This is a genomic window from Salisediminibacterium halotolerans (assembly GCF_003814815.1).
Classification (GTDB): domain Bacteria; phylum Bacillota; class Bacilli; order Bacillales; family Salisediminibacteriaceae; genus Salisediminibacterium; species Salisediminibacterium halotolerans.
Genome location: NZ_RKQQ01000001.1, coordinates 385,837 through 401,032, shown reverse-complemented (window position 1 = coordinate 401,032; position 15,196 = coordinate 385,837). Strand labels below are relative to the sequence as shown.

13 protein-coding genes are annotated in these 15,196 nt (G+C 35.4%); 12 read left to right on the top strand and 1 reads right to left on the bottom strand.

The window, feature by feature from the left end; genetic code table 11:
* The first annotated feature begins 28 nt into the window (after window positions 1-28).
* The 8 genes from EDD67_RS01760 to EDD67_RS01725 all read left to right on the top strand — a co-directional run bounded on the left by EDD67_RS01760 (window position 29) and on the right by EDD67_RS01725 (window position 8,962).
* Window positions 29-1,324, top strand: a complete 1,296-nt coding sequence (locus tag EDD67_RS01760) for a phosphotransferase family protein (protein WP_121439455.1) — start codon at window positions 29-31, stop codon at window positions 1,322-1,324.
* 309 nt (window positions 1,325-1,633) lie between these two features.
* Window positions 1,634-3,454, top strand: a complete 1,821-nt coding sequence (locus EDD67_RS01755; RefSeq protein ID WP_121439454.1) for a polysaccharide biosynthesis protein — start codon at window positions 1,634-1,636, stop codon at window positions 3,452-3,454.
* Window positions 3,455-3,501: 47 nt separating this feature from the next.
* Window positions 3,502-4,614, top strand: coding sequence for a DegT/DnrJ/EryC1/StrS family aminotransferase (locus EDD67_RS01750; RefSeq protein ID WP_121439453.1), 1,113 nt, complete (start codon window positions 3,502-3,504; stop codon window positions 4,612-4,614).
* Window positions 4,615-4,706: 92 nt separating this feature from the next.
* Complete coding sequence (locus EDD67_RS01745; RefSeq protein WP_211331295.1) at window positions 4,707-5,321, top strand: sugar transferase; 615 nt, start codon at window positions 4,707-4,709, stop codon at window positions 5,319-5,321.
* A 3-nt stretch (window positions 5,322-5,324) separates the two neighbouring features.
* Entirely contained in the window at window positions 5,325-5,855 is a 531-nt protein-coding gene (locus EDD67_RS01740; protein WP_121439452.1) for a GNAT family N-acetyltransferase, read from the top strand.
* A 22-nt stretch (window positions 5,856-5,877) separates the two neighbouring features.
* Entirely contained in the window at window positions 5,878-6,867 is a 990-nt protein-coding gene (locus tag EDD67_RS01735; protein ID WP_121439451.1) for an ATP-grasp domain-containing protein, read from the top strand.
* A 30-nt stretch (window positions 6,868-6,897) separates the two neighbouring features.
* A complete protein-coding gene (locus EDD67_RS01730) occupies window positions 6,898-7,986 on the top strand; it encodes a glycosyltransferase family 4 protein (RefSeq protein ID WP_199739584.1) in 1,089 nt (362 codons plus the stop codon).
* A gap of 157 nt (window positions 7,987-8,143) precedes the next feature.
* Window positions 8,144-8,962: a glycosyltransferase family 2 protein gene (locus EDD67_RS01725; RefSeq protein ID WP_121439449.1), complete on the top strand. Its 819-nt coding sequence runs from the start codon at window positions 8,144-8,146 to the stop codon at window positions 8,960-8,962.
* Between the two features lie 177 nt (window positions 8,963-9,139).
* On the opposite strand, the gene EDD67_RS01720 is transcribed toward EDD67_RS01725, so the two are convergent.
* Window positions 9,140-10,270, bottom strand: coding sequence for an IS256 family transposase (locus tag EDD67_RS01720; protein ID WP_121439448.1), 1,131 nt, complete (start codon window positions 10,268-10,270; stop codon window positions 9,140-9,142).
* A gap of 209 nt (window positions 10,271-10,479) precedes the next feature.
* Here EDD67_RS01720 and EDD67_RS01715 point away from each other — a divergent pair, with 209 nt between their 5' ends.
* The 4 genes from EDD67_RS01715 to EDD67_RS01700 all read left to right on the top strand — a co-directional run bounded on the left by EDD67_RS01715 (window position 10,480) and on the right by EDD67_RS01700 (window position 15,136).
* Window positions 10,480-11,601 carry a glycosyltransferase gene (locus EDD67_RS01715; RefSeq protein WP_121439447.1) on the top strand — a complete coding sequence of 374 codons (1,122 nt, stop codon included), beginning with the start codon at window positions 10,480-10,482 and terminating at the stop codon, window positions 11,599-11,601.
* Window positions 11,602-12,861 (top strand): O-antigen ligase family protein, encoded by a 1,260-nt coding sequence (locus tag EDD67_RS01710; RefSeq protein WP_121439446.1) that lies wholly within the window; start codon window positions 11,602-11,604, stop codon window positions 12,859-12,861. It begins immediately after the preceding gene.
* Between the two features lie 41 nt (window positions 12,862-12,902).
* Window positions 12,903-14,189: a lipopolysaccharide biosynthesis protein gene (locus EDD67_RS01705; protein WP_121439445.1), complete on the top strand. Its 1,287-nt coding sequence runs from the start codon at window positions 12,903-12,905 to the stop codon at window positions 14,187-14,189.
* 242 nt (window positions 14,190-14,431) lie between these two features.
* Window positions 14,432-15,136 carry a ParB/RepB/Spo0J family partition protein gene (locus EDD67_RS01700; RefSeq protein WP_121439444.1) on the top strand — a complete coding sequence of 235 codons (705 nt, stop codon included), beginning with the start codon at window positions 14,432-14,434 and terminating at the stop codon, window positions 15,134-15,136.
* The last annotated feature ends 60 nt before the right edge of the window (window positions 15,137-15,196 follow it).

Sequence of the window (15,196 nt, the reverse complement as noted above, 5' to 3'; positions counted from 1 at the left end):
TACCCATGCGCTATGAGAGGAGGAGGCCATGCTCATTTTTTACCGATTTAAGCGGATCGTGAAAGAAGAAGGGTATTTGAAATTAATTGAAAAATTTTTCAACAAACTGGCAATCATCGATTTCAATCCAGAGTTTCGGCGCTTTAATAAGCTATATGAGCAAGATAAATGGGAAGAAGCGATTGAACTGGCATATGGTTTTAAGAAAAGGACTTATCAAAATTATGAGTTTGTAAATAAATTAGGTGTTTGCCATTTTAAAATCGGCGAGCGGGAAACGGCAAATTCAATTATGAAAACCGGATTTGAGATGGAAATGAACTGCAAAATGGAAGAAGTCATACAGAAGATTGACTTCAATATTTTGGAGCAAATGCCGGCGATCGAAAACCTGATCTCAACATACAGATTTAACGGCGGCAAGCGAAATCTCGGTTTGATTGAACATGAGTATACGCAGGGGGATGAAACAAGGCAGCTGATCACAAAAGTTACCACCAATGTCAGTGAGGAACATAAGCGGTTTTTAAAAGAAGTATTCTTTTACAATGACATTCGCGAGCAGTATCCGCAATTAAAAGCGATAACCCCCAATATGGTTTGCTCGGGAGCGATCGATGGAACAAACCTGAACTTTATGACCTTAACGAAAATTCACGGAAGACCGTCGAAAAAAACGGATCTCAACCATGTATTAGAGATTGATGCGGTTATTAAATCAATCCAGGGGGAGGCGATAAAAAAGCAGATCGAGAATGCTGTATCCAAGGATGATCTGTCTTTGAGCGCGCATCTGCATAAAATATCGACTCACAGCGAAATCTTCAGTATTTTGCACAAAAAAGTGCGTGAACATAACTCCTTTCAAGATTTAGCGGATGCAGTAAAAAGATTGGAAGATGTGATGTCCGGCTCAAAGTTATACGAGAAAATCGATCTCGACAGCCACTACGTATTTTGTCACGGTGACTATAATACAGGGAATTTCATTTTCGATGATTCACGCCCGTATATTATTGATTGGGCGGAGTATCGTATCGACTTCGTCGACGCTGATTTGGCAAATTATTTTTTTAAGTTTAATTACACTTTTAAGGAAATTGAAGACACATACCTCCGTTCAATAGAAAATCAAACAGAAGAGAATCTGATCCGACGAGTGTTTTTTGTCTACATCTTGATCTTTAAGTGGCTGACGCGGATGGTTTATGAAGAAGCCGAGCAAACCGCAGCCCAAAAAATCGAGCCAGCGGTGTTATATATCGAAAACGCGCTCGACATACCGAATTATGAGACGAAGGAGCAGGCTGTATGTTCAACCTGACATCTGTCGATGTCACGACTTTGTCTATACTCTTAAGACGGCGCTGTAAATTGCCGTCTTTTTTTAGCGTATTTTTCACTGTTGAAGTAATTTTTAACAAAAAACCAAATTTAGACCTACAAATTTCTTCCGCTCTATGGTAAGATAAACCAAATGAAAATGAACGAACGCATCACAATTGCACCTTGTCAACAGATTGGCCACATCAAACGGGCTTTGATGTGTTTTTTAATGCCCAAAACCGATTTTTGTCGAATGGACTGAAATGTTTGTCGAACAATTGTCGCTACGAACGAAGGAGGAAACTTAGTGAAATATCAATTACGGTTATCCTTATTGATTTTAGTCGATTCATTGATTGTCATGTCATCAGTGTTTATCGCCTCGTGGATGTTAACGGAAAATGCCGGGATGACGGCGACAGCGACGCTGATCAGTTCGGTGACGCTCTTTTTTGCCCACCACGTGTTTGCGTACATCTTCAAGCTGTATAAAAAGGTGTGGTCGTACGCGAGCATGCAGGAACTGACGGGGATTTTTCTTGCTGTCACCGGATCGGTCGCGTTTCTCGCGCTCGTGCAGCTGATCACGCTCGGCGTCACGTACAACCGCGCGCTTGCGATCACATGGATGCTCCACATTTTACTGATCGGCGGCTCGCGCTTTTCTTGGCGTTTTATCCGCGATTACAAAATGAGCTCGGACCGGAATAAAAAGCGTGCGTTAATCATCGGCGCCGGCAACGGCGGCCACCTTGTCGCCCGGCAGCTGATTAATAGCGAGAAGTCGGAGCTGCGCCCGGTCGCGTTTATTGACGATGACAACAATAAACAGGGGCTCGAAGTAATGGGCGTGCCGGTGCTCGGTCAGCTCGAAGACATCGAACACGTCGCCGAGCATAAAGAAGTCGAGCAAATTATCATCGCGATCCCGTCGCTCTCAAAACAAGAACTGAACGACATTTTCGCCCGCTGCGCCGAGGCGAAAGTGAAAACGCAAATCATGCCGTCGGTGGAAGACATTATGGCCGGCAACGTCACGGTCAATGAAATCCGCGATGTGCAAGTCGAAGACCTGTTGGGCCGCGAGCCGGTTGAACTCGACACGGATAAAATCGGCAAAAAGCTCACCGGCAAAGCCGTCATGGTCACAGGTGCGGGCGGCTCGATCGGTTCGGAAGTGTGCCGGCAGGCGGCCGCGTTTCACCCGGCGAAGCTCGTCTTAGTCGGGCACGGCGAAAACAGCATTTACGCAATTGACATGGAACTGCGCAACCAGTACCCGAATATGGAAATTGCGCCGGTCATTGCCGACGTGCAGGACAAAGCGCAAATGGATGACGTCGTCTATAAGCAAGAACCGGATGTGATTTATCACGCAGCGGCGCATAAGCACGTGCCGTTAATGGAGAAAAATCCGCACGAAGCGGTGAAAAATAACGTGCTCGGGACGAAAAACGTCGCTGAAGCCGCAGCCAATCATAATGTCGGTGCCTTCGTCATGGTCTCAACCGACAAATCGGTCAACCCGACGAGCGTGATGGGGGCGACGAAGCGGATCGCAGAGATGGTCGTGCAGCACATGGACACCGTTAGCGCGACGAAATTCGTCGCTGTCCGTTTTGGCAACGTGCTCGGAAGCCGCGGGAGCGTGATTCCGCTCTTTAAAAAGCAGATTGAAAACGGCGGTCCCGTCACTGTCACCGATCCGGAAATGACGCGCTACTTCATGACGATTCCGGAAGCGTCGCGGCTCATTTTGCAAGCGGGTGCGATCGCGAAAGGTGGCGAGACGTTCGTTCTCGATATGGGCGAACCGGTCAAAATTGTCGATCTGGCGAAGAACTTAATCCGCTTAAGCGGCTTTCGCGAAGAGGAAATCGACATTCAATACACGGGCATGCGCCCGGGCGAGAAGCTGTTTGAAGAGCTGTTAGGCGAAGACGAAGTGCACGACGAGCAAATTTATCCGTCGATTTATCGCGGGAAAACCCCGCCCGTCAACATGCAAGTGATCGACGACTTAGCGCAAAAATTCGAAGACAGTCAAAAAAAGGAACTGCGTAACGAAGTGCTCGACATCGCGCACTTTCGCGTCAAGCAGCTGCGCGCGGTCGGGACGACAGAATAAGATTCAGAAAATCAATATCTAGATAAAGGGAAGGACGTTTCTCATCTATGACTGAGCGCATCTTTTTATCTTCACCGCATATGAGCGATGAAGGTTATGAAATGGACTATGTACAACAAGCGTTTGATACGAATTGGATTGCCCCTTTAGGCGAAAACGTGAACAAATTCGAAGAAGAATTCGCAGAAAAAGTCGGCATCGATCACGCAGCAGCGCTTAGTTCTGGGACGGCAGCGATCCACTTAGCGTTAAAAGCAGCGGGTGTCGGCGAAGGCGATGTTGTTTTATGCCCGACGTTAACGTTTTCCGCAACGATTAATCCGATTTTTTATCAAAATGCTGAACCGGTGTTTATCGACAGTGATGAAAAGACGTGGAATATGTCGCCGGCATACTTAAAGCAAGCGTTGGAACAATACCCGAATGTCAAGGCAGTGATTGTTGTTCATCTTTACGGACTGTCTGCTGATATGGATCCGATAATGGAGATATGCAAAGAATACGGCGTGACCGTGATAGAAGATGCGGCTGAATCTCTTGGAACGTACTACAAAGGACAACACACCGGAACGATCGGCGATTACGGGATTTTTTCCTTTAACGGCAATAAAATCATCACTACCTCCGGCGGTGGTATGCTAGTATCAAACAATGAAGAAAAAATTAAAAAAGCCCGCTATTGGGCAACGCAATCGCGAGATCAAGCCCGTCATTATCAGCACAGTGAAATCGGATACAATTACCGGATCAGTAATGTCGTCGCCGGGATCGGACGAGGCCAATTGAAAGTGTTAAATAAAAGGGTTGAACAGAAAAAAAATATCTTTCATCATTACAAACAAGAGCTCGGTCATTTAGAAGGTATTTCATTTATGCCGGAAAATGACTGGGACGATCCGAATTTTTGGTTGAGTGCGATGACAATAAATAACGGGATAAATCCAACAATAATCATGGATGAACTGGAAAAGGAAAACATTGAATCACGCCCGGTTTGGAAACCGATGCATTTACAGCCGGTATTTCAACAGTATCATTTTGTGGGTGACAGAACGTCAGAACGTTTATTTGCAAAAGGGGTTTGTTTACCAAGTGATACTAAATTACAAAATGAAGATTTATTAAAAATCACAGATGTATTGAAACGAATCTTTTATTAGTAATTCTAAAGCTTAAGAAAATAGCAATAAAAACTAATGTTTTTTAGAAATATTCTTGAAAAGTAAGAATAAATAAAGGAAGGCCGGATAATGTGTATTTAAAATTTAAGAGAATGGCAGATTTTTTGTTCGCTTTACTTTTTGTTATTTTATTAGCTCCGCTCTTTGTGATAGTTGCGTTGATGTTAAAAATTGATTCAAGAGGACCTGTTATTTTTAAGCAGAGCAGATTGGGCTATAAAGGTGACGTATTTAATGTTTGGAAATTTCGCACGATGTGTGATGATGCTGAAAACCAGGGAACCGGATTAACAACTGCGGAAAATGACCCTAGGATCACAAAGATTGGCAGTCTATTGAGAAAAGCAAGTCTTGACGAATTACCGCAACTCTTTAACATTTTGAAAGGTGATATGAGTTTTATAGGTCCAAGACCTGCTCCGGCAAAACATTTAAAGGAGTACTCACACTATGAAATGCAAAGATTGGATATTTTACCGGGGATCACAGGGTGGTCACAAGTTAATGGACGGAATTTTCTGACTTGGGCAGAAAGAATCCCTTTAGATATTTGGTATATGCGAAATGTCTCATTAAAAATTGATTTATTAATAATTTTAAAAACAATTAAAGTGTTAGTGCTGTCCGAAGGTGTATATTCAGGAAGAAATGATAAAGAAGTTCAAGATGCTAACAAGAAGGAGTAATAAATGTTAAAACATAATAATATTCACTTAGTTTTAATGGAAAAAAAGCATATTATAAATAAAGTTCAATGGGTTAATGACCCTGAGGTTAGAAATACTATGTTTTTTGATAATATTTCAGAGGTTGGGACAAGTAAGTGGTTAGACCAAGTATCTGTTGATCCTACAAGAGAAGACTACATAGTTCTTGAATCGGAAAGAGAAACCCCCATTGGTTTTGCTAGTGTTGTAAATATTGATTACAAGAATTCTAAGGCAGAAACTTATATATGCATCGGAGAAAAATCATATTGGGGAATGGGGTATGGGACTGATGTTAAACGAATTTTGATGAGACATGTATTCAAAAATTTGGCTTTAAATAAACTGTATTCTTTCAATTGGGCAGAAAATGAAGGTATGGTGTATATAAATCAAAAACTTGGTTTTACTAAAGAAGGTGTATTAAGGAGTGACAGGTTAGCTAATGGCGAATGGAAAGACAGAGTTTTATTCTCGATGTTAAAAAGCGAATACGATAATTTAAATAATTAATGGAGAAGAAGTTGGTGAAATTATGAATATGCTTATTTTAAGCTGCGGGACGAGAAATAAAATTGTTCAGTATTTCGTGCAGGAATTTAAAGGTTTCGGAGAAGTTATTGCAACAGATTGCAGTGAGATGGCTCCAGCAATCTATGATGCGGATAAATACTATATCGTACCAACAATAGATTCAGACGGTTATTTGGACACTATTTTGCAAATATGTCATGACAACAATGTAAGTATGGTGACTTCATTAATTGATCCGGAACTCTCTGTATTGGCAAAACATAAAGAACGTTTTAATAATCTTGGTACGGAAGTTTTGGTGTCTAGAAGTGAACTGACGGATCTTTGTTTAGACAAGTATGCATTTCATAACGATCTTAAAAAAAATAGCTTTCCTGTAGTTCCGACGGCCTTAAACACGAGTTATGATCAAATTAAAAATGACTTGGGCGACTTTGAATACCCTCTATTTGCTAAGCCTCGCGATGGAAGTGCGAGTGTCAATATGCAAATGATCCATTCTAGTGAAGACTTGGATGCAATTTTAAATACCGACAATGACATTGTTATTCAAAAATATATGCAAGGTAAAGAGTTTGGTATCGATGTATATGTAGATTTAGTCTCTCAAGAATTGGTGTCTATGTTCATTAAAGAAAAAGTGAAAATGAGAGCGGGAGAAACTGATAAATCAATCGCATTAAAGAATGATAAGATTCTAGAATTAATAAAATCATTTGTTGAGAGTTATCAATTTACCGGAGTTATGGATGTAGATTTATTTGAAGTTGATGATCAGTATTTTATCTCTGAAGTGAATCCGCGCTTCGGAGGTGGCTATCCTCATGCATATGAGTCAGGGTTGAACTTCCCTAAATATATTTTAAACAATATACAAAAGGCATCAAATAAGCAGGAATTGAAAAACTATTCAGAAGGATCTGCAATGATGAAATACAATGAAGTGAAAATTGTGCACTATGATGACAGTAAAATTACTGTAGATAACTAAAAGAACAAATAACTATTAGAGGGATAATTGATGAAAATAATAATGAACACAAATTCCATAGCCGGTTTATATTCTTTTAGGCGAGAGCTGGTTGAAAAGTTATTAGAGGATAATCACAGAATTGTTATTTTAGGTCCCCAAAATGAGAAGTCAGCTTATTTTGAATCAATAGGGGCAGAAGTTAAAAATAATATATTTGAAATTAATAAAGTGACACCAATTGCAGATATAAAACTTTTATTTAGATATTTATTGTTTTTTAAAAATGAGAAGCCTGACGTCATCTTAAATTATACAATAAAACCCAATATATATGGTGGTATAGCAGCGCGATTGCTAAAAATCCCTTATATTTTAAATATTACAGGTTTAGGTAATGTAATGAATAAAAATTATGTTATCAAGCTCATAATTAAACAACTTTACAAGTTATCAACAAGGTCGGCTAAGACAGTTTTTTTTCAGAACGAAGATAATTTGACCTTTATGCAAAAAAATAAATTATTGAATGATAATTATAAATTAATACCTGGTTCTGGTGTTAATTTAGAACATTTTAAACCTATAGAGTATCCAAAAAACACTGATTCAATACACTTTGTTTTTATTGGTAGAATAATAAAAGAAAAAGGGATTGATTATTACTTAGAAGTGGCTAAGTTTATTAAACAACGGTATCCGAATACCGAATTTCATGTTGTTGGAGGGTGTACTGAAGATTATGAAAACAAAATTAATACTTATCATGACAAAGGTATTATAACGTATCATGGCAAAGTAGAAGATATCAGAGTTACATTAAAGAAAGTACATTGCACGGTTCATCCAAGTTATTATCCAGAAGGAATGTCTAATGTTTTGCTTGAAAGTGCAGCTAGTGGAAGGGCACTTATCACTTCTGACAAACCAGGTTGTAAAGAGATTGTTGATGATGGTGTGAATGGTTTTATAATTAAAGAGCTAAATGCTTCAGAAATATCGAAGCAGATTGAAAATTTTTTGAATTTAGACTATACAGTTAAGAAACAAATGGGATTATCAGGGAGAGCCAAAGTCGAAAGAGAATTTGATAGAAATATCATAATCACTTCTTATGAAAAAGTATTAATTGATAGCTGATTTAAATTATAAGTATTCTAAAGGTACTAATGTTATAGATCATAGAATATCTAAAAAGGATTGTCATAAAATTCAGTGAAATTCGATTACTATAGGACCACAGGTGAAGTTAAAATTTTATCACATCGAATTACATTCGTGATGAAGGAGGTTAGTTATGGCAAATATAACTGTCATAATGGGGGTATACAATTCTTCTGAAATATTGCCAAATTGTATAAATTCAGTAATTCAACAAACGTATCCTGATTGGGAAATGATTATCTGTGATGATTGTTCAACAGATAACACGTATGCTGTAGCTGAGCAATTTGCAAGTCTTTACGACAATATAGTTTTAATAAAAAATGAGAAGAATATGGGACTAGCTTATTCATTAAATAAATGCCTTAGTCTGGCAAGAGGTGAATTTATTGCAAGAACAGATGCAGATGATATTAGCTATCCTGAACGATTTCAAAAACAAATTGATTTTCTTAATGAGAATAAAGAATATCAAGTGGTAGGTAGTTCAGTGGTTTTGTATGATGATCAAGGTGAAAAGGTCCTAAGAAAAGCTATTGAAAGACCTAGTGTGGAAAGTCTCATAAAAGGTAAATCATTTATACATCCAACAATAATGATGAGGAAAGAAACATATGATGCCTTAGGGGGTTATGTTGTTTCCAAAAGAACCCAGAGAGGACAAGACACTGATTTGTGGTTTAGGTTTTTTTCCAAAGGCTTTAAAGGATATAATATTCAAGAGCCACTTTGTAAATATCATGAGAGCTTAAAAGATTATAATAAACGTAGTTTTATAGTGCGGTGCAGAGGAATGAAAACAAGGTTTATAGGCTATAGAAGATTAAAGGTTCCTGCCAGATATTATGTATACTTACTCAAGCCTTTAATAGGAGCATTTATTCCAAAGAAAATCATGTATTATTATCATAAATCAATAAAAGCAAAAAAAATTGAAGGGAGTTATTACTAACCTTAATTTTTTAAATCAGATGATTTAGAAGCTTTAATCAATTTTAGTAGAATGCCCTCTTATACTTATTAGATAATAAATATTAATATATTGAATTACTTTGGTACCGTCAATAAGTTTGTGTAAACCCGTAGGGTTGTCTTTAGCTGAGGATTCATATTCCTTCCAAATCGAATTTCAAAATCCGTAACGTTCTTCGAACATGGTGTTTAGTTCAGAGCTCGCTTCCTTGAAACCGCGGAGTTTGCGTGTGGCCCACTTGGCATTGCATTCCTCTGAAATCACATAGATCACCTTTTCCACGGCTTCTTCGGAGGGAAGACTGTTCATAGTTTTCAAACGCTTTTTTAACTCTTTCATCGTCCGCTCAATCATATTGGTCGTGTAGATCATCGGACGAATGGACCAAGGATATTTCAGAAACGTCGTCAGGACATGGATGTCTTCCCGCCAAGTCTTGGCTATAGCTGGATACTTCGTCTGCCATGTTTCACAGAAGGATGTCAGTTCCTCTTTCGCTTCCGCGTCACTGTTGGACTGATAGATCGCTCTCATATCCTCACTGATGGCAAAACGGTCTTTTTTTCGGACTTTATTCAGCGTGTTTCGCACTTTATGAATGACGCAGCGCTGCACATCGGCTTTTGGGAAGATCGTTTTCATGGCTTCTTCCAGACCGGGAAGGCCATCAAAAATACCGAGTAACACTTCTTCCCAGCCAAGGGAACTTTCCTGACCACCGACATAGAAACCGAGGATTTCGCGATAGCCGTCTTCTGTGACACCGATGACGACATAAACGACCTCATTGGCGACATCATCCCGGCGCAGCTTCAGATACGTACCGTCGAGATAAAGCACCGTATATCGTTTCTGAAGAGGGCGTTCCTGCCAGGCTCGGATATCGTCGATGACCACATTGGTGATGTGGCTGATGGTGCCGGGGACATAGGTATGACCAAGGATTCGCTCGAGAAAGTTCCCGATTTCACGTGTACTCATGCCTTTTTGATACATGGCAATAATCGTTTCGCCGAGCCACTGTTCGTACCGTTGGTACGGCTGAAACATCTCTGTCTGAAACGCATTTTCTCGGTCTCGCGGTACTTGAAGATCTTCGATCCGTCCGTACTTCGTATCCAGTTGCCGGTGATAACTGCCATTTTTATAATTTTTTAATTCCGGATTCTCTTCGAAGAATTGGTTCATTTCTTCTTTCTTGATTGTTTCGAGCTTTTCCTGGACGAAAGAACGAACCATTTCGTCCAATTGATTTTCGAGGTTGTTTTGTCCTATACTTGGTAACATGAGGTAGGGCATCTCCTTTCACTGGTTGATTTCGTCATTAACTGTGAGGATACCCTACCTCTCTTTTTATCTTCAAAAGCTTTTACACAAACTATGATACGTCATCATTACTTTTTGAATTTTTTATGAGTTTTAGATATTTATAGCTAATAGAAAGAATTTTAAATAAATTATTTTGTACAGTATTAAATGTAAAAAGGAGAATTTTTATGAGAAAGAAAATCATGTTCTATATATATAGATTGGGAGGGGGGGGAGCAGAAAGGACAATTGTGAATATAATAAATAACATTGATATTAATAAATTTGATGTCATATTAGTGATATCTACTAATGAGGGCAATGATTACATTAATCTACTAAGAAAAGATATAAAAATTATATGTTTATATGTAAAAAGGCTAAGAAACTCAATACCGAAATTAAAAAAAAGTATAAAAAATGAAGAACCGGATCTCTTATTTAGTACAATTAATGAAAATAATATTATATTACTGTTATCTAAAGTTCTTACTTTTAAGGATATTCCTGTGATTGTAAGAGAAGCAAATAATAGAGGTGCCTCCGGTAGAGTAAATATAATTAATAAAATTGTCACTAAATTTCTTTATAATAAATTTTCGTCACAAGTTGTTGCTCTTTCTAATGGTGTGAAAGAAGATTTAATTTCTAATTTTCAAATTGACAAAGAGAAATTAAATGTTATATATAACCCTGTTGAAATAGAGTATATTCAAAAAAAAGCTTCAGAAAAAATTGATTTCGATTTTGATAATAAAAAAGTAATTGTAAGTGTAGGGAGACTGACAGAACAAAAAGATTTTTTTACATTGATAAGGGCTTTCAAAATAATTTTAGAAAAAGAAGATGCTAAATTGATTATTCTTGGTAAAGGTCCCCAAAAAGTAGAGTTAATAAATTTATGTAAATCGTTAAATATAGAAGAAAATGTGATTTTCGAAGGTTTTAAGAGTAATCCATATAAATATATAAAAAAAGCAGATTTGTTTACATTAACTTCTAAATGGGAAGGCTTTGGCCATGTTATAGTAGAAGCAATGTCTCTAGGGATACCGGTAGTATCAACTGATTGCCAATCTGGCCCTAGAGAAATAATCAAAAATAATGAATATGGTGTGCTAGTCCCAGTAACAGATTATAAATCTCTCGCAAAAGAGATGACTTTACTTCTTCAAGATGAGACAAGAAATGATTATTACAGAAATAAAGGACTAGAAAGAGCGAATAAATTCAAGGCACAAGAAGTGACAGTTTTATATGAAGAATTATTTTTAAAAGAATTAAATAAAGATAATTTACAGGGTGATTAGGTGAGAAATAATTTATTTTTTAGAAAAGAAAATATACGATCAATATTTATCCTTATTTTGATATCTCTTTTGTATACTTTTCCTTCGTTTATAATGTTAAATACAAATGTATTTAACTATGAAGTATTTATGGGGATACGATATATAGGTGTAGTTATTATCTCAATTATTTTTGTATTTATTTATTTAAAACTATTTACTACAGACAATAATAGACTAATAGTACCCTACAAAAATGTTAATATTGGGGTTTTGTTAATTTGGTTAACTTTTTCAAGTGGAATATTTTTTTCGCAAGTGATAAACCAAGAGTTTCCATTTCAAGGGGTTTATTTTTTAATCGTTGTACCTCTGTTGTTTTTTTTAATGATCCCTTTGACAATTAGTGAAATAGCAAACAAGATTATAGCAATGGCTCTATTATTATCAGGTGGTATATTTTTAATATTCTCTTTTTTATTTGAACCAATAAATTTTGACCGAAGCTATTTTGGTATCACTGACAATTCTAATAGTTTAGGTTATTTAGCGACTCAAACAGGTATTGCAGCTTTCTGTTTACTTTTAAATGCTTTTAAAAACAGAAAAAAAATTCTAGTTTATTTATTTATTTTGATTTTTCTCCTTTCAACTTTTTTTGTGTTTTTATCTCATAGTAGAACATCATTCATAGTCCTTTTGGTGACATGTTTTTCAACAATGTTAATTTTTATGTTACAAAATAACATTAAATTACGGAATTTATTTTTACCAGCATTAATATTTATTGGTGTATATTATTGGCAATTACGTGATTTACTTATGGATGGTGTGATTAGTAAGTTCGATAGACTTGGAGAAGAGGGTGATCTACTAAATACTAGAGATGAAATTTGGCTTCAAATTATTAATGATGCCAACTTGATTGGTAATGGGAGTGACTATTTTGATGAAACTCCATTTAGCCCCCATAGTTCGATTTTTTCTATAATAGGTGAATTTGGTATAATTTCTGGATTATTATTAGTTGTGATGTATGTGACTACTATATATTTAAGTTTGAAATTTGCTATACAGCGAAAAGATGAATCATTCTCTTATCTACCTTTTAGTATTATATTAGCTTTTATTTTATTTAGTTTTACTGAAGGTATGTTTGGTACCGTTGGAAAAGGTTTAACATTAGCTTATTTTAATTCAATTGGAGTGTGTATCTTTCTAAATAAAAGTATGCATAACAAAAAAATCAGCCGTAATACAGATTTTCATGATCATCAATAAATAATAAGATGAATCTATTTTATTCCAAGTGAGGCCCTGTAATGATTAATAAGATTAAAAATTTGTTGAAAAAAAATTTTGTGAGAAATGTGGCTGTACTTGCTTCTGGAACTATGCTAGCACAAATTATCAATATATTTTTCCTACCAATAATTACAAGAATATATGGACCAGATATATATGGAGTGTTAGGGGTCTTTAATTCTACAGTTATGATAATGACACCTTTAGTTGCTCTCACTTTTCCATATGCGATTGTTTTGGCGAATGATAAAAAAAATTCTGAAAAAGTTGTTAAATTATCCTTACAAATAGCAATTATTATAATAACAATAATAACAATCATTTTTTTAATATTTAATGATCAAATAGTTGATGTATTAAATATAAATGAAATTAGAGAGTTCATATTTTTAATCCCCTTGATATTATTATTTACAGCATTTTATCAAGTTATGAACCAATGGTTAATTAGAAACAAAGAATTTCAGACTATATCCAAAATTGAAGTAATTCATGCGCTATCTTTGAATCTTAGTAAAACGATCGGAGGGCTATTCGCTCCGTTCGCTTTTGTATTAGTTTTACTAACAACATTAGGTAGAGCAATCAAAGGCTTGTTATTATATGTGAAATCGGGCTCAAGTCCTTTTGGTGAAGGATTATTTATAAACAAAACAGATTTCATGAGTACTTTTATAAAGTACAGAGATTTTCCATTTTATCGGTCTCCTCAAACAATAATAAGTGAGCTATCTAAAAATCTTCCTATTATAGTTTTAGTTAGTATATTTAGTCCAGCTGCTGCAGGTTTTTTTACATTGAGTAAAACAGCTATGAAAACGCCTTCCAATTTATTAGGGAAGGCAGTAGGAAATGTATTCTATCAAAAAATTGCAGAGGGCGCCAATAACAATAATAATATTATAAAACCTTTAATCAGTGCCTCTTTAAGTTTGTTACTAATTGGAATAATTCCTTTTGGATTGATTATATTTTTTGGACCTATTATCTTTAGTTTTATATTTGGAACTGAATGGTATACTGCAGGGGAATATGCAAGATGGATTGGTATTTTGTCATTTTGTTCTTTTGTAGCTAATCCAAGTGTTAAATCATTGGCAGTAATAAAAGCCCAGCGGTTACATTTATATTACACTATAATTAAGACGATAGTTAGCACTGCTCTACTACTATTAGGAGCTTTTGTTTATGAAAATGATGTTATTTCTGTTGCACTATATGGAATATCTTCCGGTATTTTTAGTTTAATATTAGTGGTAATAACAATTAAACTTGTTATTAACTTTTCGAAAGATGCGAACTAGAAAATATTTCAACTCACAACTAAAAATCAATAAATGCGTTCTTTAAAATTGATTATTTAATAAAAGTCTTTTTTCGTAGTATTTATAATGGTATCTTTTGAAGCTTCATTTCAAGTCAGTGTTGATAGCAAAATTAATAATCTACATGTTAATAATAATGTCTTGAAGATCCAAAAATTATATATTAATTATTAATTTTATAACGAAATTAAGGGAATTATTTAAAGACAGGTGTGTTAATCATGCAAATAAAAGTTTTTTCTATTTTAAGAGTTATAAGTAAAAGATTCAGTACTACTTATTTAGTGAATAAAATTTTTGATTTTTATTATAAATGTAAATTTGCTAAATTAGCACCAAAAAATAAAGTTTTGTGGGTCGAACCAAATACAATTAAATACATTTTAAATAATGAAAAAAACAAAAAATGGTCATTTGGAAATATTATGAATGGCGATTGGGATTTAGATAAAAAGTTAAGGTATGAACTAAAATATAAATCGTTAGTACAACGTTTTATATATGATTATGAATGGCCAGATACTGATATTTTTAAAAACTATGAAAAAAGACTTAAAGATGAAGAGGAGGTTTTAGGATGTAAATCAATAGATCAATTAGAAGAAAGGTATGAAGAGAAAATTGATAAATTATATTTCGAAATTAAAAAAAATGGCTTTTTAAATCCAAATGAAGATAATAAAGTGGATCCAATATATATATATATAGATAGATATGGAGAACTTATTTACAGTGATAATGGTAATCATCGTTTAGCAATCGCAAAGATATTAAAAATTGATAAAATACCCGTACTTGTTCACTCTAGACATAAGGAATGGCAAGAGATCAGGGAAAGAATATATAAAGATAATAAAAATGACAAAACTGAATTTATTAATTTATACTATAACCATCCGGATGTTCAAGATATTTTAGAAAATTAATCTTCGGTCTATACTATAGTGAGAAGATTTTCAATAATATCACAAAGATGATGAGAAGGT